The organism is Maritalea sp., assembly GCF_051251695.1.
Taxonomy (GTDB): domain Bacteria; phylum Pseudomonadota; class Alphaproteobacteria; order Rhizobiales; family Devosiaceae; genus Maritalea.
The window spans coordinates 25,773-45,581 of sequence record NZ_JBPOEU010000008.1 but is presented as its reverse complement, the minus strand read 5'-3'; the positions used below and the strand labels follow the sequence as shown (position 1 = coordinate 45,581).

The following is a 19,809-nucleotide window of genomic DNA, read 5'->3' as shown; positions in this document are numbered from 1 at the left end:
TCTAATCATGCAACAAATGGTTGTACCAATTCAATTTTACTGACGGATTCGATCATCTGACCGCAGATATCAACCAATTTATCAAACACTGCAGATTTCACTGTTGATTAAAAGGGCTTTTTTGCGCTTTAAAGAGGGTCAACAACAAAAATTGGTTGAACATGGCCGTAATTGAAAAAAATACACTTTCGACGAACAAACCCACGCGCGCTACAAGCGACGCCTCGCCGACCATGCGTGCCTATGAAACCGTAGTTGCAAAGATCCGTGTCCTCATAGAAGAGAAAAAGCTTGGCCCCGGCGACATGCTACCGCCAGAGCGACAACTCTCGGAACAGTTCAAAGTTTCCCGCCACTCGTTGCGCGAAGCCATTCGGGTCATGCAAGAGCAAGGTGTGCTTGCTGCACGTCAAGGCAGCGGCAACTATATCCAAGCCACCAGCAAAGCGGATTTGGTGCGCGCACTTGGGTTTTCGACTAAAGGCAATACCAGAAAAGTGTTCGATCTTTTCCAGCTGCGCGACATGCTAGAACCACAAATTGCCGGCCTTGCAGCCGAATTGGCAAGTGAAGACCAGCTTTCCGTCATAAAAGACTATGCAGCACGGCTGGAGACAAACCAGGACTTTGCCGCCGGGCAAAAGCTTGATCGCTCTTTCCACGAAGCAATCGCCGCTGCAACTGGCAACGAGTTGCTTTTTGACGTATTGCGGGAAATCAATTTGCACATTCTGCCAAGCGCTTCCTCAGACGACGAAAAAGCACGTCGCAAAACCGTTTCCGACGAGGGCCACAAACGCATCATCGACGCACTCGAAAAACAAGATGCTGAAGCGGCACGCGAAGCCATGCACCAGCATATTTCAGAAGTGCGTTCAGAGGTTCTTTAGCCACCGATATTGCGGCTATTAATAGTTCAAACAACCACGCTTAAGTTCCGCAACGGACGGCCTGAAACCAAATTTTGCGCAACAGAAACAATCGTATCTGCATCAATACCGAAATGGGAATAAAGATCACCAACTGTGCCAGTTTGGCCGAAGTGTTCCACCCCAAGCGGTACAGTTTGATGCCCAGCGACAGCCCCTAACCAACTCAATGTGGCTGGATGGCCATCCGTCACCGTGATGATTTTACAGTGCGGCGGCAACTCACAAAGCATGCGTTCAACGTGGGACATGGCGCCGTCGTTGCCGCGTCTACGCGCACGTTGCGCTGCAGTCCAGCCAGCGTTCAAACGGTCAGCCGAAGTACAAGCCAAAACGCCAATATCGCGGCGATCTTCACCGATGCGGCCGGCAGCTTCCAATATTTCAGGAGCAACGACGCCTTGATAGGCGATGACAACTTCACAATTCGCGCCCGGCTTACGCCACCAATATGCGCCATCAATAACGCCCTGCCTAAAAGCGTCATCTTCACGCCATACCGGCTGCTCCAAGGGTCGCGTTGAAAGACGCATATAGATCGATCCGCCAGTTTCGTCACGCAGCCAAGTGCGCTCGTCAGGGTCACCTTCACCATCGCGCTGCATATAGTCGAACGCCCAGTTCATAATCACCGACAATTCGTCCAAATAGGCTGGTTCAAACGCAGCCAAACCATCTTGGCTCATCCCAATCAATTGCGATCCAATAGACTGGTGGGCACCACCTTCTGGAGCCAATGTAACCCCTGATGGTGTGCCAACGATCATAAACCGGCTGTCTTGGTAACAAGCGTAGTTTAGCGCATCTAGACCTCGTGCTATGAACGGGTCATAGACCGTCCCAACGGGCAACAAGCGCTCGCCAAATATGCTGTGAGAAAGCCCTGCTGCACCCAGCATGAGGAACAAATTCATTTCCGCAATGCCAAGCTCCATATGCTGCCCATCTGGCGAAAACGACCACTTTTGAGCCGAAGGAATAGCTTCGTCTTTAAACGTATCCCGCATTGCCTCACGGGCAAACAACCCTTTACGGTTTACCCAACCACCCATATTGGTTGAAACCGTAACATCAGGAGACGTGGTGATGATCCGCTCAGCAAGCTTGTCATCACGCTTGGCAATAGCATCAAGGATTTTGCCAAATCCAGCCTGCGTAGACTGCAAACGGTCCGTTAGTTTGATGCTTTCGCCAACGGGCACAGCATCCGCTTTAAAACGGCGCGTGCCTTTTGCAAAAAACGGCACTTGATTCAAAAATGTCTGCGTTTTCTTTTGATCTGCAACAGCGCCAAACTTCTCCCATTCGTCACCAAGATTCACGCCGACATTATTGCGGAATATCTCCATCTGAGCAGGTGTCATCAATCCCGCATGATTGTCTTTGTGCCCTGCAAGCGGCGTGCCCCAACCTTTAATCGTATAGGAAAGAAACATCGTAGGTTTGTCGTGATCAATACGATCAAACGCTTCCACCAATGTTTCCATGCACTGACCGCCCAGATTGTTCATCAAAGCCGACAATTCGTCATCAGAACGTTTTTCAATCAATGCGGTTACATCGCCTTGGTCGCCAATCTCATCTAACAACCGTTTGCGCCACGCGCCACCACCTTGGAACGTTAGGGCCGAGTAAAGCTGGTTCGGGCAGCTGTCGATCCAGTCGCGCAATTCCTTGCCACCTGGCTCCGCAAATGCAGCACGTTGCAACGACCCGTGTTTGATGCGCACAACTTCCCAACCAAATGCTTTGAAGATAGTTTCAAGCCGTTCCCAAAGCCCTTCTTTGATCACGCCGTCCAAGCTTTGTCGGTTGTAATCGATTATCCACCAGACATTGCGCAGATCGTGTTTCCAACCTTCTTGCAGACATTCAAAAATGTTGCCTTCATCCATTTCCGCATCGCCGATCAATGAAATCATGCGACCCATGGGCTTGTCTTTCGCCCATTTTTTGGCCTGCAAATAATCTTGAATCATGGAGGCAAACGCAGTTACCCCAACACCCAACCCAACCGAGCCGGTTGAAAAATCAACATCATCAATGTCTTTTGTGCGACTTGGATAGCTCTGCACGCCACCAAAACCACGGAAATTCTCCATTTTCTCACGCGTTTGATTGCCCATCAAATACTGGATCGAGTGAAAGATAGGTGACGCGTGCGGCTTTACCGCCACACGGTCTTCTGGCCGGAGCACGTGGAAATATAGCGCGGTCATAATCGAAACAATTGAAGCTGACGACGCTTGGTGTCCGCCGACCTTCACGTCACCATCTTCTTTTTTCCGGAGATGGTTGGCATTGTGGATCATCCAGCAGGCAAGCCAAAGCACCTGATTTTCCAACTGTTTAAGTTGTTCAATCTCTTTACTCATTGTACTTCCCCTCGCCTCGTCCATTGCATGTCCAAAACTCAACACATGCCGTTCATCGTGAACAACTTAAAAACCTAAGCAACTTTTTGATCAGCTATAGGGAGCGCCTGCATAATATCGGCAATTATATCGTCAGGATCTTCCAGCCCCACTGACATTCGAACCAAGCCTTCACTAATCCGATGCGCCGCACGTTCTTCGGGCGTATAGGTCGAATGGGTCATGCTCGCTGGATGCTGAATTAGCGTTTCAGCGTCACCTAAACTTACCGCCCTTTTGATCATTTTCAGCCGGTTCATCGTCGACTTACCGGCTTCAATACCGCCAATCACTTCAAACGCAATCATGCCACCAAAATCCTTCATTGTGCGCTTTGCCAGTGCATGTTGCGGGAAGCTTTCCAGACCTGGAAAATGAACTTCAGAAACCATCGGGTGCGCCTCAAGTGCCTTGGCAACTTTCATCGCGCTCGAACAATGTCGGTCCATGCGCAATTGCAAAGTTTTGATGCCCCGCAAGATAAGCATGGCGTTAAACGGTGCCATTACCGCCCCGGTCATATCCTTCATACCAACAAGACGGATTTGACTTATATCTTCCAGCGAACCTGCAACAAGTCCAGCTATGACATCGCCATGTCCACCCAAATATTTCGTCGCTGAATGCACCACAATATCGGCACCCAACTCAATTGGCCGCATCAAATATGGCGTAGTATAGGTGCTATCAACGACAACCTTTGCACCTACCTCATGGGCGATATCAGATATAGCCGCCACATCAATCAACCGCATATTTGGGTTTGACACTGTCTCAAAATATACAATCTTGGTCTTCTCACTGATTGCCGCACGCACATTTTCGGCATTGGTCATATCCACATAGGTGATTTTGATACCGAACTTGGTCAACCCGTGTTCGAAATAGGCAAACGTGCAGCCGTAAAGTGTCTCATCACAAATCACCTCATCGCCCGGCGATAGAAATGTCCACATCACCGATGTGATTGCACCCATACCCGAAGCATTCGCCAATCCGGCTTCCGCGCCTTCTAAAACAGCGATCCGGCGCTCAAGTAAATCACATGTTGGATTAGAAATCCGAGAATAGACATGCCCCTGCCGTTCCCCCGCAAACATTTCACCGCCATGCTCAGCAGAGTCAAATGCATAGGTCGAAGTCAGGTGAAGCGGCGGGGTAAGCGCGCCCTCTTCATCCAACGGATCATATCCATGATGAATGGCGTTTGTCGAAAACCCAAGTGAGCGTCCAAGTGGGCGTCCTAGTGAATCATCTTTCATTTCGCATTCCTTTGAACTGTGAGCGGCCAACATTGCGCCAACATTGCGCCATCATCGACACCATGATATTGCTTTTTCCGCAGCAGTTTCTGGCAAATATGGATACAAAGACCCTCAAAATTGGCATATTGTTGCGCATTGGAGGAGTGAATGGACAAAATCGACCAAAACATCATTAGGGAGTTACAGACCAACGGACGTTTAACCAACCAAGAACTGGCTGAGCGTGTAAATCTGTCTCCATCCCCATGCCTGCGACGCCTGAAAAACCTTGAAAAAGCTGGGATTATCAAGGGCTATTGCGCGATTGTTGACCAAGGAAAATACGGTTTGCCGGTTACCGTTTTCGTGCGAATCAAACTTCAACATCACACCGAAAACGTCGTGAGTGAATTTGAAACTGCTGTGCGTCGAATTGATGAAATACTTGAATGCCACCTCATGACCGGCGACTGGGATTATCTATTGCGCGTTGTCGTCGCTAGTCTTGAAGATTATGAGCGCTTTACCCGGCAGCGTATCCACAAAATTTCCGGGGTGGCTGCAATTGAAACGAGTTTTGCGTATGGCGAAGTCAAGCGTACCAACACCTATCCCGCCATGTAGTATTTAACTACTAGGTGACAAGGTAACGACTGGGATCAACCAAACATATCGGCGCTAATGTCAGCATACCACTCCAACGACTGGGCGAAGGTCGCAGCGCGTTCTTCGGGTGTTTCTTCCAGTTGCGAAACGTGACTTGTCACCGGTTCAATCTTTTGCATTTGGGCTTTAAAAGTTGCGCTGACCACGGCCCCATTATTGTCTGAAATCAGGCTATAACATGCATTGCCAAATTCGGCTTCTCCACGATCGCTGCCAGTTAGATCAGCTACAACATTTTGTGCGCAGACCTTTGCTTGGCTGTTGGCTGAATAGGCCGATTTCGGCATTTTCCCAGCAATGCAACTATCCCCGATGACATATATGTTTGGGTCCAACTGTGAACGCATTGATGATCCGTCGATTTCGCAAAACCCTGTCTCATTTGCCAGTTGGGCAGATCGTGCAATTTCACCAGCTAATTGACCGGGTATTACGTTTAGTAAGTCACCTTCAAAATCATCAAAATCAGTTTCCACAATCCCAGATTGCGCATCAATATTGATTATGCCGCCATGTATATCTGGCCCCAACCATTCAACCATGCCCGGGTAATGCTGCGCCCAACCTTGCGAAAATAACGCTTGTTTTGAAAAACTAGGCTTAGGGTCAAGAATAATAATCCGAGAATTCGTATGCCCTTTAGCGGTCAATAAATGTGCCATCATGGAAACACGCTCATATGGTCCGGGTGGACACCGATAGGGGTAATCTGGGGGAACGACGATGATCTGTTGACCATCCTCAATCAAATCCAGCTTTTGCTTAAGAAGTTGAGTTTGTTCACCGGCTTGCCAAGCATGGGGCGCAATATCAACGTCTTCAATCGAATAGCCAGGCGTTGTGTCAAAATCAAAATCAATGCCGGGCGATAGAACAAGTCGATCATATTCGACAAAACCGCCAGATACCAAAACCACGCGCTGTTTGCCACGATCAATCTGGGCGGCATAGTCGTGGATCACATTGATCCCATCGACACTTTTCAACTTTGAATATGAATGTGTTATAGACGAAAAACTACGATAGTCAGCCAGATATAGATTGGAGAAAAAGCAGGTAGTGTAAGTCTTTTTCGGCTCGATTAGTGTTATATCAAGCGCGCCATTTGCAAGTGCAGATATTGCCCGAGCGGCAGATGCACCACCGGCCCCTCCACCGACAACAACTACGCGCGGCCTAACCTGAGCGCGCAAAACCGAAGGAAACGCCAATGTAGCCGCCCCTGCCGCGCCCAACCCGATAAATCCCCGACGATCAACACTCATTGCTTCCTCCGAAATTTACTGCGCCGAACCGGCGCTAACTAATTGCTCTGGTCTGGTGTCACGTCCAACACTTGTGCTCGTTTTGTAATCTCAACCGGACCAGGTTTGCATGCGCTCATACAAGGTTCTTCACTTGTACCATAACTTGGCTCGTCCGCCCGATCATCCGCGTAAAAGTTCGCCGTGTTGGGCATCTCTATGGACAAAAAATTCTCGTTGGAAAGCTCAAATTCTTCATCATCAACAATGTCATTTAAATAAAGCAAGTAGGCGGTAATCGCATAGGTTTCATCGTCGGAAACACTGCCTACCTCGCCAAATGGCATCGCACGTTGCACATAATCATAAACCGTTGAAAGGTATGGCCAATAGGAGCCTATGGTTTTAACTGGCCGCTCGTCTTGCAAAGTGCCTTGGCCACCTGCAAGAACAGGCCATCTTCCAGTACCTTCGCCAAAATCACCGTGACAAGAAGCACATTTCTCAATAAATATTTCTTCGCCATCAAGAACGTTGCCACGCCCTTCTGGCAGACCCATTCCATCTGGTCGCACGTCATGGTCCCAAGCCGATATCTCATCAGCAGTTGCGACACGTCCAAGTTGAAATACGCCATGTGTCGGCATGCTTTCGTTGATAGGTTTAACAGCAACGGGAACATCTTCAACTACTGGCACGACTTCCTCAACCACAGCCTCTTCTTGAGCTGCCGAAAACGATTTGAGATAGGCCAGCAAATTGTCGGTGTCTTTTTGCTTTCTCAAACCAGCAAACGACATTTTCGTGCCCTTGATGAAAGCTTTCGGCTTAGCAAGGAACGCGGCCAAATTAGCATCATCCCACACCAAGCCTTCATCGGCCTTCGCCAGCATCGCCTTCGAGTATTTAAACCTTTCGATTGAACCCGCATCGCGGCCAAAAATATCGTTGAGTTGTGGCCCAATTTTGTTCTTTGCCCCATCACCAATGGCGTGGCAAGCTTTGCACTTTTTGAACACTTTCGCGCCAGCTACAGCATCACCCTGCGCAAACGCCGCGCCAGAAAGCACGATAGCGGCAACAACGCTAAGCGCGGCAAATTTAAGAAACTTCAACATTTTCCGTCACTCCGTCTTTTGCCACGTACCATGTTTGAATACCGTTATTGTGATAGATCGAGTTAACGCCGCGTACAGCCCGTAACGCATCTTTAGTTGGCTGAAGATTTCCGGCTTCATCCATTGCCCGAGACTGCAAATAAAGCGGTTCACCATTCCAATCGATATCAAGATAAAACCGATGAACTGATCTAGAAAAGCTCGGCCCGTCGATCCGTGCAGGCTGCCAGTTGCGCCCACCATCAATCGAAACATCCACCCGCGAGATTTTGCCCGCGCCTGACCATGCAAGCCCCGTAATTACGGTGCGGCCTTTGCCATGCGTAATCGGTACTTGCGGACTTGGGCTGGTGATCACAGACTTCACGTCCATTTGCCACGTAAATCGCCGCGCGCGCCCATCAGGCATCAAATCTGTATATTTTGAGGTCTCTTCGCGCTGCTGCCAAGGCTGATCACCAACTTCAATGCGTCGCAACCACTTGATCCACATGTTACCTTCCCAACCCGGCACCACAAGCCGCAGTGGATAGCCCTGTTCCGGACGAAGCGCCTCGCCATTCATCTTGAAGGCGATCATGCAATCATCGAGTGCTTTTTCCATCGGGATCGAACGGGTCATCGCGGAGGCGTCTCCGCCTTCAGCTAGCAACCATTTACCGTTTGGTTTGATGCCTGCTTCTTCAAGAACGTGCCGCAGTTTGACACCCGTATACATAACATTGTGGATCATGCCGTGGGTGAACTGCACGCCGTTCAGCTGAGCACCGCGCCATTCCATGCCCGAGTTGGCTGCGCACTCCAAAAAGTGAACTCTGTTTTCTCGGGGAAACCGCTTTATGTCTTCTAGCGTAAAGACCAAAGGCGTATCCACCAACCCATGGATCATCAACCGATGCGCAGTCGGGTCAATCTCTGCAATACCGCCATGGTGCCGCTCGAAACAAACGCCATTTGGCGTAATAATACCATCAAGTTCATGCAAAGGCGTGAAGCTAACCGAACTAATGGGATCCGCCGTTAGCCATTCGACACTGCGGCGAACAACATGTTTTTCATGCTCAGATGGAAACCCGTATGGCCGCTCGCCAACGCCGTCGCCCAAAGTAGTACGCCAATCTTGCTTTTGCAAAATCACGTCTTCACCAGCGGCATGCGCAGCGCCAGCACTTGCTGCACCAATCGCAGCAGCGCCGCCAGCCATAAGACCATTCTTCAAGAACGCACGCCGCCCTTGATTCATTTGCCTGTCAGCCTTGTCCGCGTTTTTCGGTTTTGATATTTCACTCACCCCGATGACGCCTTTCTATATTCATATGGTTTTTCATATGTATTTGAACAGATTCCTATCCATAAATCAAAAAAATCTCTAACTCTTTGATTTATTAGGTAATTACTTTAACAGAACGGTTCGCCTCTAAAGCGACAACCGGGTTCTTTTTCAGATGATCTTCCACGACATCCCAAATTGCGGGGCCCTCGACGTCTTCACTAACAGACGCCCATCCAGCCACGATGTAGGCGCTCTCAGCCGTAATCTTCTCGCCCGTTTTCAGCATGGTCATGTCAGTAATTCGGTTGCCAATGGTCTTGGTTGGGTCAATCGTGTAACCCATACCGCCCACACGCACCATATCGCCACCTTGTTGGTAATAGGGGTCAACATTGAACAAGTTGTCCGCAACGTCTTCCAAGATGTCGTGAATGGTCTGGCCGGTCATTTCAGAACGATATGCCGACGGATAGGTCATCGCACATGCATTGTGTAAATCTTCAACGGTGATCGCTTGACCTGGCAGCACGCTCGTGCCCCATCTAAAGCCGGGTGAAAGCGAAATGTCCGCGTCTCGCTCCTCAATCAGCGCCTGACAAATAAGATCATCAAAGGTGCCATTGAAATTGCCACGACGGTACAAAAGACTATCTGTTGTTCCCAGTTCTCGCGCCAACTCTTCTTTGTAAGGCGCACGGACTTTATCCACCAATGCCGTCATAGACGCATCAGGTGCAATTACATCAGAGAAAATCGGCACCAATCGATATTTGAAGCCTTTGACCTCGCCGCCTTGCACATCCAAATCAAGCCGCGAAACAAACTTGCCGTGCGAACCCGTCGCAACCAGCAATGTGCCATTCACCAGCAGTGGTTCTGGCAGAGCATCGTGGGTGTGACCACAAAGAATAACATCAATGCCATCAACACGTTTCGCCAACGCACGATCAACATCAAAACCGTTATGGGAAAGCAATACAATAAGTTCAGCACCATCTGCGCGCGCCGCTTCGATATTGCGAACAATATCTTCTTCGCGAATGCCGAACGACCAGTTCGGAAACATCCAACGTGGATTTGCAATTGGTGTATATGGGAAAGCTTGACCGACAACGCCGATTTTCACGCCACAGCGTTCAAATATCTTATATCCTTCAAACGCTGGTTCATTCCATTCAGCGTCATAAATATTCGAGCCCAAAAACGAGAACGGCAACTCGTCGACAATTTCAGTTACCCGGTCCACACCGTAGGTAAACTCCCAGTGCCCCGTCATCGCGTCAGGTTGCAAGGAGTTCATCACCTCAACCATATCTGCGCCTTGGGTTTGGTTGGACGTATAGCTGCCCTGCCAAGTATCACCGCCATCCAGCAGCAACATGTTGTCAGCACGTTCTGAGCGGATGGAGTTCACGACTGTTGCAATGCGGTCCATGCCACCCATCTTGCCGTACTCATTAGCTAGGCTGACATAATCATCAGAAGTCAGCGCGTATGCATCAGCAGAACCGGGAGCAATATTATACAAGTCAAGAAAGTCTTTCCCCGTAACATGAGGCGGTAAACCGTTAACATCGCCAACGCCCAGATTGATGGAGGGTTCGCGGAAATAAACTGGTTTAAGCTGGGCGTGTAGGTCAGTAATATGCACGAGGGTCACATTCCCGTAGCCATCCATATCCAGCAAATCGCCTTGAGTAAGTTCTTGGCGCGCTGCCGCCCGAGCCCATTGCCCAGACATACCAACTCCACCAATTGCTGACGTTGCTACAGCCGCCATCAAAAACTCACGACGAGAAAGCATACAAACACCCCTATTTTATGAAACTGCCCTTACCAGGCATCAAAACGGCAACGGCACTTACTTAGCGCCGTTGCCACAAATTAAACGTTCCTAGTTCCGCACAGACGGACCTTCGACCGCCAAACCAGCACCGCGAGATGCAACATAAGCTTCTAGAGCGATAAACTCGTCTGAACCGCGTTTAAATGGCGTTGCTCGAATATTGTCCATGCAGCCTTTAAAGCGTCGATGGATGGAACCCAAACCAGCCCACTTCAACCGATAAACAGGGAAACCGTTGATTTGCCCTTGGCTCAAATGATCTGAACGAATTTGCTTACCGTAATTGTCTTCATGGCAATTCGAACAGGACATGTTGAGTTGGCCAACACGGGTGTAATAAAGGTCCTTGCCCTTTTCCATCCACTCAGCCATTGGTCCGTCAGTTTGAATATTGACCGGCATGCCGCGAGACTGAACGCTAATCAACGCGGTCATGTTAAGCATCTCTTTTGCTTCCCATTTCCAAGCGTCTGCGCCCATACGGTCAGTACGACAACGATTGATCAAATTCTCCATCGTTGCTGGCTTGTTGGTTGCTTCATCCCATTTTGGCAGTTCGGCGCGCAATCCAGCCAAACTGGAAACATCTTCGTGACAGGATGCGCAAGATTTTCCTTCGCTTCCGTCTGCTGTTTCCCAAGTTTCTGCCGCATCATCAACCGCTACAAAACCTGGATTTTCGAAATCATCCAACTGCAATGACTGCGTTTCAGGTGCGCGGAAACGCCAACCAGAATAGATATGGTCAAGCGGTGAACTATCAGGTGCGGCAACATCAGTAACGATGAGCTCGCCTTCAATGATCAGTTGATTATTGTCCGGATCGGCCAATGCCGGCGACATCAAAGTCGCAACGATTGCACTAAGACCTAAAGCGGCAATTATCCCCCCTTTTTTGATCATCTGTCTCCTCCTCTAAGCAACAGATTTCGAGCCGTTTAGCTCGTTGTCTGTCTAATTAATTTACAGCAATATCTTTGCTCGACGTATATTCAGAACCATCATCATCAAGCCATATGAAGTTAAATGTGCCACTCTCGGTGACCTTCACATTAAACTCGATGAACGGGTTCGCCGCTACGCCGGGCTCAATATCGGCAGAAAACACCGGCGTACCGTTGAAATCCGCTGTAAATTTATTGATGATTTTGCGTGGGATCAGATTTCCATCTTTTCCTTTGCGTTGCCCGCTTTCCATAGCGTGGCTGATCAATGTCTTAATAGTAATAACATCACCAGCGGCAGCTTTTTTAGGCACTTTAACGCGAGGTTTTGAAGCCATAATTGTCTCTCCTAATTTGTCGGCCGCTTAGCCGCCACAACCGCCAATAGTTACTTTGACGAGCTTCTTATCCATAAACACCGAGCCATCGCTCATCTTCGCCACCGCAATCACATTCTGTGTTTTTGCAAGACGAATACGTGTTGTTGACGAAGCAACTCCACTCATGGGTGTGAAATTGAGCGTGACAACGCCAGGGTTTGGATTGCCTTCAGCCAAAATCATAACCGACGCGACATAGTCTGCATCTGTCATGGGGCTTTCAACATCAACCGAAACTGGAACGGTGTTACCGTTCTCTGCGATTTCAGGTGCTGTCAGTGAAACTCGGCCTTCACCAATACTTGCACCACCAGCAAACGCATCAATTGCGGCTTGCGCAGCGGCATCATCGGCAAATGCAATGCTTGACTTAAACCCAGTCAAGGCAATTGCACCAAGGCCAGCACCTAGCGCAAGCACTTTGCGTCTTGATATGCTCATTCTTGTCTCCTTGTTCATGCTTTTGCCTATTCGTCTTTCAGCGTCATCAAATAAGCCAATACATCTTCAACCTGCTGGGCATCCAAAATCGTTTTACCAGCAAATTTCTCTGCTACACGGGCACCAAGCTCCAAGCTATAGAATGATGGCATTATCGAATCTGGGTTCACCGCCTGTTTGGCGTTCACCAAAATTGCGCGTAATTCACCCTCGCTCCACCGGCTGGCAGCACCATCAAGTGGGGGGCCAACTTCACCGTGGAACGGTTGCTCTGAAATTTCAGTGTTCATATGGCACGCGAGGCAATTGCCAAGCTTGCGGTTGATCATGATGTCCCGTCCAGCAGCTGGATCACCCATCTGCCCGGTCAATGAATTTTCAATAACCGCGTCGACCATTTTAACGTCACTTGGTCCAACCGCGTCAGCAAACACAGAACCTGTGCTGCATAATATCGCCACTGAGGTAGCGACAATCAGTTTTCTCATACCAGTCCCCTCCCTGAGATGGATCGTTAGATCTCATTCACATTATCGTGAGCTTAAATCGATAATTCCTTTCAATCAATGTATTAATTCAAATGTTCATATGTTTTGCGCGAAATCGACTATTTTCCACACACCGTAATCAGATCAAAGTCGCCCTTCAGCGCGCAGTTGCTCTATGATTCTTGCATGATATTTTTGGAAATGCTCTTCACCTTCATAGCCCCGCTCATTCACCCATTTGAACATATTGAGGAATGTCCATTTGCCAAATGCACCCGGCATAGTCGCCACAGCGGCTTTGGCAACACTAGTAGATTCGACTGGAACGACATCAGGCAAAAACACCAAAGTCGGGGTAAAAACATATCCCCATTTGCGCGCAGCGGTCTTCTCCGTTAGCTCTTCGCCATCAAGATCAGTGACCCCTTCATCGCCGAACATGTTATACTGAACGACCATGTAGTTCTCTTGGATGTAGGCGGCCACTTCAGGGTCAGACAAAAGATCCTTATGCATTTTGGCGCAATAAATGCAGCCGCGTTGTTCAAATATTAACACTAAACGCTTGTCTTCTGCCGCAGCTGCTTCGATATCCTCCGCAATGTCGCGGAATGTCAGTGTGAACCAATCCTGTTTATGCAGTCCGTCCTCACCAATGGTTTCGGCATAAGCCGTATTACCCAAAAACAAAAAACTGAATATCATCAAAATCCGAAACATTTCTGCCTCCTATCCAACTGTGCCAAAAATGGGGAATGTATCTAAAAGCCACTGGGCAATCGCGCTCATACTTCCCGTAACAAACAAAATCCCCGTAACAATCAGCAGTATGCCCATAGCAATTTCTATCTTGCGCATATGTTGCTTCAACCGCCCAGCGACTTTGATAAATCTCGCGGCAAATGCCCCGGCCAGTATAAACGGAATACCAATGCCCGCAGAATAGGCGAGCAACAGGCTCATGCCGCGCCAAGCGGTATCTTCAGACCCTGCCACGAACAAAATGGTCGCTAAAATCGGCCCCACACAGGGCGTCCAGCCGAAAGCAAAGGCCAATCCCATAATGAATGCGCCCAGCAATCCAACAGGTTTAGAATTTACCTGCACCCGCGCTTCACGATAAAGCACCGACAAGCGCAAAATCCCAATAAAGTGCAGGCCCATCGCAATGATGATCACACCGGCAATAATCGACAGAATATGGTAATATTGGGCAATCGTTTGGCCCAGAAGGCTCGCTGTAGCGCCCAACGCGACAAAAACGGTCGAGAAGCCAACAACAAATGCAACCGAAGCCAAAAGGATTTGCCGAGCAGCGCTGGCATCCATGTCCTCGTCGCTTAGTTGCTCAAAACTGACCCCCGCCAAATAGGCGAGATATGGCGGTACGATCGGTAAAACACAGGGGGAAAAGAACGATAGTACGCCCGCGATGAACGCCCCCCAAATACTTACATCCAACATATTGGCCCCAACATATATTAATTTGCATATCTATCTCACCATAGCTCAAATATATTTGATTTCCACTATATATTTTCACTGATATACTGAAATTCACGCTGGAACTCAGGAACACGAATGAAAACGGTCTATCTAAAAATGCTATTGGCAACTTTGCTTGCCATAATGTTGTTTGCAAACCCGGCAAGGGCACAGCAATTGCTGATGCTTGAGCAAGCTGGATGCACCTATTGTGAACAGTGGGACAAAGAGATCGGCGAAATTTATCCAAAGACGTGGGAAGGCAAAGCTGCGCCCTTACGACGCGTTGACATTCATGAGCCCTGGCCTCAAGACCTGTCCCAGATAAAGCCAGATATATTCACGCCAACCTTTGTGTTAATTGCTGGCGGCGAAGAAATTGGCCGCTTGCGCGGATACGCTGGTGATCAATTTTTCTGGTTTCTACTCGATGAATTGCTTGAAAAGCTTGAAAAATGAGCCATTTTTTGACATCAAGGCCCACGACACAACTAAATAGATGAATGTGAACTTCATGGCATTGCCAAAATTGAGTGAAAACTCTTCCCCCGAAGAGATGCGCAACATGATGGAACAGGCGCGAAAAGCGAGCGAATTGCTTAAGGCTCTTTCGCACGAGTCGCGTATGCTCATCTTGTGCATTCTATCTGAAGGTGAAAAGTCGGTTTCCGACCTAGAGCGCGTCATGTCGATGCCCCAGGCATCTGTGTCACAACTCTTAGCCCGATTGCGGTTTGACAAATTAGTCAATACCCGCCGTGAAGGCCGAACCATTTACTATTCAATCGCCAGCGACGAAGTATCAACGATTATTGGTCAATTATACGAATTGTTCTGTGTCGACGAAAAACCAGATCAAGCCGAATAGCCCCCTTATCCAGAACGAACTTACAGACTCATTTATCTAATCCAATTGTCTTTTTGCTGATTTGCGTCATATGATGGCGCAGGGGACAGGGAGATTTGGGATGATAGAGCCACTATATGGCTTGCCGTTGGCGGGAATCGCTGTTGGCGTTTTGTTGGGATACGTGGCGCGTGTGAACGTGTTTTGCACACTCTCTGCATTTGAAAAAGCTTGGTATTCTGGCGACACAGGTGGGCTACGCACATGGGGCTTAGCCGCCCTCGTCGCGGCAATCATAACCCAAATCGCAATTTCAACTGGAACCCTAAACCTCAGCTCCAGTTTTTACCTCACAACCGACTTTGCCGTTGGCGCTTACATAATCGGCGGCGTATTTTTTGGGTTGGGCATGGCGCTCGTCGGCACTTGTGGATTTGGTGCGCTGATCCGTCTTGGTGGGGGCAGCCTAAAAGGGTTTGTCGCGTTCCTTGTCATCGGCATAACGGCCCTTGCAACCGCCCGTGGCACACTTTCACCAGTGCGCATCTTCATTGAACAAAATTCAAGTATTGATCTTAGCTTCGCTGCTGACCAATCAATTCCCAGCCTGGTTGCAAGTGTTTTGGGTAGTTGGGCACAACTCCCGACAATGATCATCCTACTAGCGGCTGTTGCTTTTTGGGTGTTTAAATCCAAAGAATTTCGGCACAACAAGTCTGGTCTGTTGACGGGCACAATTGTTGGTGGCGTCATTGCCAGCGGTTGGTGGATCACTTCCTATTTTCAACAAATCTCATTTGCCCCGGTTCAACTTGAATCTGCCAGCTTTGTTCTTCCATTGGGGGACGGCATTTTGCAATTCATTGCCAATACCGGTGTTGGACCAGATTATGGAGTTGGATTAGTCTTCGGCACAATTTTAGGTGCTGCCATTGGGGCAATCAAACAACATTCAGTCCGCTGGGAAGCATGTGACGACGCGCGTGAACTTGGACGCCATATCGCCGGAGCTGCATTTATGGGGTTTGGCGGCATTTTGGCACTAGGCTGCACAATCGGCCAAGGCCTAAGCGCCGCTTCCCTGCTTACAGTAAGCGCACCAATTGTTTTTCTCTGTGTTGCTTTGGGTGCCCGTATTGGTCTTGCCTATTTGCTCGGCGGACGCATCTTTCAATTAGGCACCCAGTAATTTAGCTTCCTACAAACCGGAATGCAGTTCCTGATTGCTCGACACGTCCCACCCCATTGTTGGTAAGATGATAGCCAATTACCCGCATCTGATCATGCGATAAGCGATCCAGCAGTTTTAGCCGCGTGGCAATCCCTTGGTCCATGTCGTGGTCAGACCCTGTCGGCCAATTGGGCTTTTCAAACGAAATGATCGGGTGCGTTAATGCATCGCCCAATATCATCGTTGGCTGGTCGCCGCCGTGTACGACGAACGAGGTATGTCCGATTGTGTGACCACTTGTGTCTACCGCCTCAATGCCGCCCAATATCTCATCGCCAAACTCAAAAAAACTGAAACGATCGGCCAATTCGCCCAAACGATTTTTAGCCCCAACCGCAAAGGATTGGCGTTCCGGGTTCATCTTTGAAATTGTATTTTTATCCATCCAGAAGTCGAACTCAGATCGCGCTATATGCATTTTCGCTTCTGGGAAAATCACTTCGTCAAAATCATCGATTATGCCCCAAAGGTGATCAGGATGAGCATGGGTAAACACCACATCTGTGACCCGTTCCGGATCGAACCCCGCCTCAATAAAGGCATCAAAAAATCCACCGAGTGAGGACAAGAAATTGGTGCCGCCACCAACATCAAAGACAATAAGGCCCTCATCGGTTTCAAGCACAGTTACATTGCAAGGTGGAGACACAGCATCCAGTGCTAAGCCGTTTTGAATAAGTAATGCATCTCGTTCGGCTTGCGGGGCACTTCCATAAACAAACCCCATTGGCAGCTGCATAAATCCATCATTAATAACGTGAAGCTTCGCGTTCCCCAACGAAAGCGTAGCCGCCGTTTGCGCGCGCACGATGCTCGGCAAACCAATTGCCAAACCCGCAGCGGTGAACAATTTCAAGAATTCTCTTTTCGTCAGCATAATGTGCATCTCCCACAAACATATCAATATTCATATGTAATTTTAGGGTGACGCACAAGACAATTCAATTGTCGCTTATTTCGGCATTGCGTCTTGAGGTATAATCGCGCCAGAATATTTGATGACTACCGCAGCCAATTTTTGTCCCGCCTTTACGCAATCTTGGGCGGCTTTTCCGTTCAAATAGGCATGTAAGTAACCCGCGCTGAAGCTATCCCCAGCAGCCGTACTATCCACAACATCGACGACTTCATCAAAGCCTACTTCGTGAACTTCACCAGCGTCATAGACACATATTTGATCTCCACCGTCCGTCACCACCAATTGAGCAGAACCAGTCAAGCGCAATTTCTCAATCAGCCTGGATGATTTGGAAACACCAAACAAAACCTCACCCTCATCGCGGCCAATTTTCACAATTGTTGCTGCGGCAATAAACTTCCGCACCAATTCAGGAACATCAACATGGGGCGAATGGCTTTGCCACAGGTTGGCTCGAAAATTGACATCGAACATAACTTTTTTGCCAGTTTGTAAAAACGTTCGTGCGATGTCTAGCAACTGCGCCCGCCCCTCATCTGACAAAACGGCTAGCGTTATGCCGGAGAGATAAAGACTGTCAAACCCATGTAGAAACGTCCGTTCATCTTCGCCACTGTTCCCAGTAAGCAAGAGACGAACTGCAGCACTTTCGCGCCAATAGGTGAACGATCTTTCCCCCGCCTCGTCCGTACTAATCGCGTACAAGCCCGGCGTGCCCTCATCTGCCTGAGTTTGCTCGGACAGTCCAATATTCTCCCCATGCAAATACGCCGCCAAATCGTTGGAAAACCGGCTTTGGCCCAACCGCGTCAAATACCCGACGCGCCCCTGCGCGCCGAAAAGACGCGACAAATAAATCGCCGTGTTGCCAGTATCCCCGCCAAACCCTAGTCGCGCAGACCCGTCTTGCTGAACACCTGAAAGTTCAAGCATAATCTCACCAACAGCAACAACGCTTTTGATTTCAGGCATGTTTACAAAGCTCCATATTATTCATCCCACTTCATTAACGCGCACCGCGCATTTGAGGAAGTTAGATGTACCAGAAACCGACAATTTCCATGATGTTTGAGCTCATGCCCCGAAAATTTCTCAATGCGGTCAAATTCACCCGCTTTAAAGAGCAAGCTGATCACAGTTCCAACTCACTGTTTCAACGCCACCAAATTTGGCAAACCGAGCCAATTCCTTCTTCAACGCCTCATGCCTTTTTGGTGTCCACTTCACCTTGCCTTCTGGCCAGAATGCGACAACGTTCAACTCAGATTTCTTTCGATCCGCTTTAAGTTCAATCCGGCCAACAAACCGATCGTCTTGCAACAATGGATAAACGTAATATCCCCAAACCCGTTTATGCGCCGGCACAAATATCTCAATCGTATAATCAAATCCAAACAAGCGTTTCAGTCGGTCACGGTCTCGAATTGCGGGGTCGAACGGATTGATTATGCGCAATCTAGACGTCGGTTTTATTGCCGCGTTCATACTCGCTTCAATATCAGCTGGCGCAAACATCTCGGCCCAACTGCCATCATGGGCCTGCACTTTGACCGGTTCCAAATCTGATTTTGCCGCCCACTCTTTCACCTCAGATGGGCTTACTGCGTCCCAAAATTTTCGAATCTCGCTCAAATTTGCAACACCCAAACGCTCCAGCGCGGCATTGCAAAGCCAATCAATCTGTTCTTGCGCCGACAACTCCGTATTCAAAATTGCTTCGGGCACAACACGCTCCATCAGGTCATAATATTTGCGAAACCCTTTACGATGAGACGTGGAAAGTTCGCCCGCATACCACATAAAATCAAGCATACGCTTGTGCGGTGGGCGGGCCCACATCTTCTTTTCACCTTCAATTTTTGTATCAAATGCCTCGGTGGAAAGCGGACCTTCCCTTAAAATTCTTTCTCGAACCTGATCGCGCAAATCAGTGGCCAAAATATCCTCATGCCATCCGCGTTTATGGATATATTCTTCCATCCGCGTAAACTGTCTTCGCCACATGGGAAAAAACGCAGTTGGGATCATCGATGCGTCATGGGTAAAGTGCTCGAACAGATCACCAGATCGTCCCAGATGCTTATCAATCACCTTCGAGCGATAGTTCTGGTTGCGGCTCCAAAGTATGTGATGATGAGCGCGCGCAACATTTTGAATGGTGTCAATTTGCACAAACCCCAGATCTTTGACGGTTTGCATTAGATCAAACGCCCCGGTAGGCGGTTTCGCCAACAGATTCTTGTTCAGCCAGAACCAACGTGCTTGTTTATTGTTGATTTCCAGCATGTTATCTCCGCCCCCTTGCTTAATCCCAAAATTGAACAAAAGAAGAACAAATTC

General features: G+C 48.8%; 20 protein-coding genes. 5 read left to right on the top strand and 15 right to left on the bottom strand.

Annotated elements, in window-relative coordinates; translation table 11 throughout:
• The first annotated feature begins 161 nt into the window (after positions 1-161).
• Positions 162-890, top strand: a complete 729-nt coding sequence (locus ACSHWX_RS06185; RefSeq protein WP_435667324.1) for a FadR/GntR family transcriptional regulator — start codon at positions 162-164, stop codon at positions 888-890.
• Between the two features lie 26 nt (positions 891-916).
• Here ACSHWX_RS06185 and ACSHWX_RS06180 read toward each other — a convergent pair whose 3' ends face one another.
• Positions 917-3,304 carry a 1-deoxy-D-xylulose-5-phosphate synthase N-terminal domain-containing protein gene (locus ACSHWX_RS06180; protein WP_435667323.1) on the bottom strand — a complete coding sequence of 796 codons (2,388 nt, stop codon included), beginning with the start codon at positions 3,302-3,304 and terminating at the stop codon, positions 917-919.
• Positions 3,305-3,378: 74 nt separating this feature from the next.
• The gene (locus ACSHWX_RS06175) at positions 3,379-4,605 is read right to left on the bottom strand and encodes a methionine gamma-lyase (RefSeq protein ID WP_435667322.1); all 1,227 of its coding nucleotides are present in this window, start codon (positions 4,603-4,605) and stop codon (positions 3,379-3,381) included.
• Positions 4,606-4,755: 150 nt separating this feature from the next.
• Here ACSHWX_RS06175 and ACSHWX_RS06170 point away from each other — a divergent pair, with 150 nt between their 5' ends.
• A complete protein-coding gene (locus tag ACSHWX_RS06170) occupies positions 4,756-5,211 on the top strand; it encodes an Lrp/AsnC family transcriptional regulator (protein WP_435667321.1) in 456 nt (151 codons plus the stop codon).
• Between the two features lie 35 nt (positions 5,212-5,246).
• Here ACSHWX_RS06170 and ACSHWX_RS06165 read toward each other — a convergent pair whose 3' ends face one another.
• The 10 genes from ACSHWX_RS06165 to ACSHWX_RS06120 form a co-directional block, all read right to left on the bottom strand.
• Positions 5,247-6,518, bottom strand: a complete 1,272-nt coding sequence (locus tag ACSHWX_RS06165; RefSeq protein WP_435667320.1) for an FAD-dependent oxidoreductase — start codon at positions 6,516-6,518, stop codon at positions 5,247-5,249.
• Between the two features lie 38 nt (positions 6,519-6,556).
• Positions 6,557-7,615, bottom strand: coding sequence for a c-type cytochrome (locus ACSHWX_RS06160; protein ID WP_435667319.1), 1,059 nt, complete (start codon positions 7,613-7,615; stop codon positions 6,557-6,559).
• Positions 7,599-8,819: a sulfite dehydrogenase gene (gene soxC / locus ACSHWX_RS06155; protein WP_435667427.1), complete on the bottom strand. Its 1,221-nt coding sequence runs from the start codon at positions 8,817-8,819 to the stop codon at positions 7,599-7,601. The genes ACSHWX_RS06160 and soxC overlap by 17 nt, the downstream gene beginning before the upstream one ends.
• Positions 8,820-9,000: 181 nt before the next feature.
• Positions 9,001-10,692 (bottom strand): thiosulfohydrolase SoxB, encoded by a 1,692-nt coding sequence (gene soxB, locus ACSHWX_RS06150; RefSeq protein WP_435667318.1) that lies wholly within the window; start codon positions 10,690-10,692, stop codon positions 9,001-9,003.
• A gap of 90 nt (positions 10,693-10,782) precedes the next feature.
• Entirely contained in the window at positions 10,783-11,637 is an 855-nt protein-coding gene (gene soxA / locus ACSHWX_RS06145) for a sulfur oxidation c-type cytochrome SoxA (RefSeq protein WP_435667317.1), read from the bottom strand.
• Between the two features lie 55 nt (positions 11,638-11,692).
• Positions 11,693-12,016 carry a thiosulfate oxidation carrier complex protein SoxZ gene (soxZ, locus tag ACSHWX_RS06140; RefSeq protein WP_435667316.1) on the bottom strand — a complete coding sequence of 108 codons (324 nt, stop codon included), beginning with the start codon at positions 12,014-12,016 and terminating at the stop codon, positions 11,693-11,695.
• 27 nt (positions 12,017-12,043) lie between these two features.
• A complete protein-coding gene (gene soxY / locus ACSHWX_RS06135; RefSeq protein WP_435667315.1) occupies positions 12,044-12,499 on the bottom strand; it encodes a thiosulfate oxidation carrier protein SoxY in 456 nt (151 codons plus the stop codon).
• A 26-nt stretch (positions 12,500-12,525) separates the two neighbouring features.
• Positions 12,526-12,987, bottom strand: coding sequence for a sulfur oxidation c-type cytochrome SoxX (soxX, locus tag ACSHWX_RS06130; RefSeq protein ID WP_435667314.1), 462 nt, complete (start codon positions 12,985-12,987; stop codon positions 12,526-12,528).
• Between the two features lie 144 nt (positions 12,988-13,131).
• Complete coding sequence (locus ACSHWX_RS06125) at positions 13,132-13,707, bottom strand: SoxW family protein (protein ID WP_435667313.1); 576 nt, start codon at positions 13,705-13,707, stop codon at positions 13,132-13,134.
• Positions 13,708-13,716: 9 nt separating this feature from the next.
• A complete protein-coding gene (locus ACSHWX_RS06120) occupies positions 13,717-14,451 on the bottom strand; it encodes a cytochrome c biogenesis CcdA family protein (protein ID WP_435667312.1) in 735 nt (244 codons plus the stop codon).
• A 117-nt stretch (positions 14,452-14,568) separates the two neighbouring features.
• On the opposite strand from ACSHWX_RS06120, the gene ACSHWX_RS06115 reads away from it, so the two are divergent.
• From ACSHWX_RS06115 to ACSHWX_RS06105, 3 genes are all read left to right on the top strand, one after another.
• The gene (locus ACSHWX_RS06115) at positions 14,569-14,931 is read left to right on the top strand and encodes a transcriptional regulator (protein WP_435667311.1); all 363 of its coding nucleotides are present in this window, start codon (positions 14,569-14,571) and stop codon (positions 14,929-14,931) included.
• A gap of 55 nt (positions 14,932-14,986) precedes the next feature.
• Complete coding sequence (locus ACSHWX_RS06110) at positions 14,987-15,340, top strand: ArsR/SmtB family transcription factor (protein WP_435667310.1); 354 nt, start codon at positions 14,987-14,989, stop codon at positions 15,338-15,340.
• Between the two features lie 100 nt (positions 15,341-15,440).
• Positions 15,441-16,508 carry a YeeE/YedE family protein gene (locus tag ACSHWX_RS06105; protein WP_435667309.1) on the top strand — a complete coding sequence of 356 codons (1,068 nt, stop codon included), beginning with the start codon at positions 15,441-15,443 and terminating at the stop codon, positions 16,506-16,508.
• A gap of 1 nt (position 16,509) precedes the next feature.
• Here the strand turns inward: ACSHWX_RS06105 and ACSHWX_RS06100 are convergent, their stop codons facing one another.
• From ACSHWX_RS06100 to ACSHWX_RS06090, 3 genes are all read right to left on the bottom strand, one after another.
• Positions 16,510-17,427 (bottom strand): MBL fold metallo-hydrolase, encoded by a 918-nt coding sequence (locus ACSHWX_RS06100; RefSeq protein ID WP_435667308.1) that lies wholly within the window; start codon positions 17,425-17,427, stop codon positions 16,510-16,512.
• A 75-nt stretch (positions 17,428-17,502) separates the two neighbouring features.
• Positions 17,503-18,441: a sugar kinase gene (locus ACSHWX_RS06095; RefSeq protein ID WP_435667307.1), complete on the bottom strand. Its 939-nt coding sequence runs from the start codon at positions 18,439-18,441 to the stop codon at positions 17,503-17,505.
• A gap of 144 nt (positions 18,442-18,585) precedes the next feature.
• Positions 18,586-19,755: a winged helix-turn-helix domain-containing protein gene (locus ACSHWX_RS06090; protein WP_435667306.1), complete on the bottom strand. Its 1,170-nt coding sequence runs from the start codon at positions 19,753-19,755 to the stop codon at positions 18,586-18,588.
• Positions 19,756-19,809: the final 54 nt, after the last annotated feature.

Coding starts and splice junctions, on each gene's coding strand:
- ACSHWX_RS06185 (WP_435667324.1), top strand. CDS start 162: ATGGCCGTAATTGAAAAAAATACACTTTCGACGAACAAACCCACGCGC.
- ACSHWX_RS06180 (WP_435667323.1), bottom strand. CDS start 3,304: ATGAGTAAAGAGATTGAACAACTTAAACAGTTGGAAAATCAGGTGCTT.
- ACSHWX_RS06175 (WP_435667322.1), bottom strand. CDS start 4,605: ATGAAAGATGATTCACTAGGACGCCCACTTGGACGCTCACTTGGGTTT.
- ACSHWX_RS06170 (WP_435667321.1), top strand. CDS start 4,756: ATGGACAAAATCGACCAAAACATCATTAGGGAGTTACAGACCAACGGA.
- ACSHWX_RS06165 (WP_435667320.1), bottom strand. CDS start 6,518: ATGAGTGTTGATCGTCGGGGATTTATCGGGTTGGGCGCGGCAGGGGCG.
- ACSHWX_RS06160 (WP_435667319.1), bottom strand. CDS start 7,615: ATGTTGAAGTTTCTTAAATTTGCCGCGCTTAGCGTTGTTGCCGCTATC.
- soxC (WP_435667427.1), bottom strand. CDS start 8,819: ATGGCTGGCGGCGCTGCTGCGATTGGTGCAGCAAGTGCTGGCGCTGCG.
- soxB (WP_435667318.1), bottom strand. CDS start 10,692: ATGCTTTCTCGTCGTGAGTTTTTGATGGCGGCTGTAGCAACGTCAGCA.
- soxA (WP_435667317.1), bottom strand. CDS start 11,637: ATGATCAAAAAAGGGGGGATAATTGCCGCTTTAGGTCTTAGTGCAATC.
- soxZ (WP_435667316.1), bottom strand. CDS start 12,016: ATGGCTTCAAAACCTCGCGTTAAAGTGCCTAAAAAAGCTGCCGCTGGT.
- soxY (WP_435667315.1), bottom strand. CDS start 12,499: ATGAGCATATCAAGACGCAAAGTGCTTGCGCTAGGTGCTGGCCTTGGT.
- soxX (WP_435667314.1), bottom strand. CDS start 12,987: ATGAGAAAACTGATTGTCGCTACCTCAGTGGCGATATTATGCAGCACA.
- ACSHWX_RS06125 (WP_435667313.1), bottom strand. CDS start 13,707: ATGTTTCGGATTTTGATGATATTCAGTTTTTTGTTTTTGGGTAATACG.
- ACSHWX_RS06120 (WP_435667312.1), bottom strand. CDS start 14,451: ATGTTGGATGTAAGTATTTGGGGGGCGTTCATCGCGGGCGTACTATCG.
- ACSHWX_RS06115 (WP_435667311.1), top strand. CDS start 14,569: ATGAAAACGGTCTATCTAAAAATGCTATTGGCAACTTTGCTTGCCATA.
- ACSHWX_RS06110 (WP_435667310.1), top strand. CDS start 14,987: ATGGCATTGCCAAAATTGAGTGAAAACTCTTCCCCCGAAGAGATGCGC.
- ACSHWX_RS06105 (WP_435667309.1), top strand. CDS start 15,441: ATGATAGAGCCACTATATGGCTTGCCGTTGGCGGGAATCGCTGTTGGC.
- ACSHWX_RS06100 (WP_435667308.1), bottom strand. CDS start 17,427: ATGCTGACGAAAAGAGAATTCTTGAAATTGTTCACCGCTGCGGGTTTG.
- ACSHWX_RS06095 (WP_435667307.1), bottom strand. CDS start 18,441: ATGCCTGAAATCAAAAGCGTTGTTGCTGTTGGTGAGATTATGCTTGAA.
- ACSHWX_RS06090 (WP_435667306.1), bottom strand. CDS start 19,755: ATGCTGGAAATCAACAATAAACAAGCACGTTGGTTCTGGCTGAACAAG.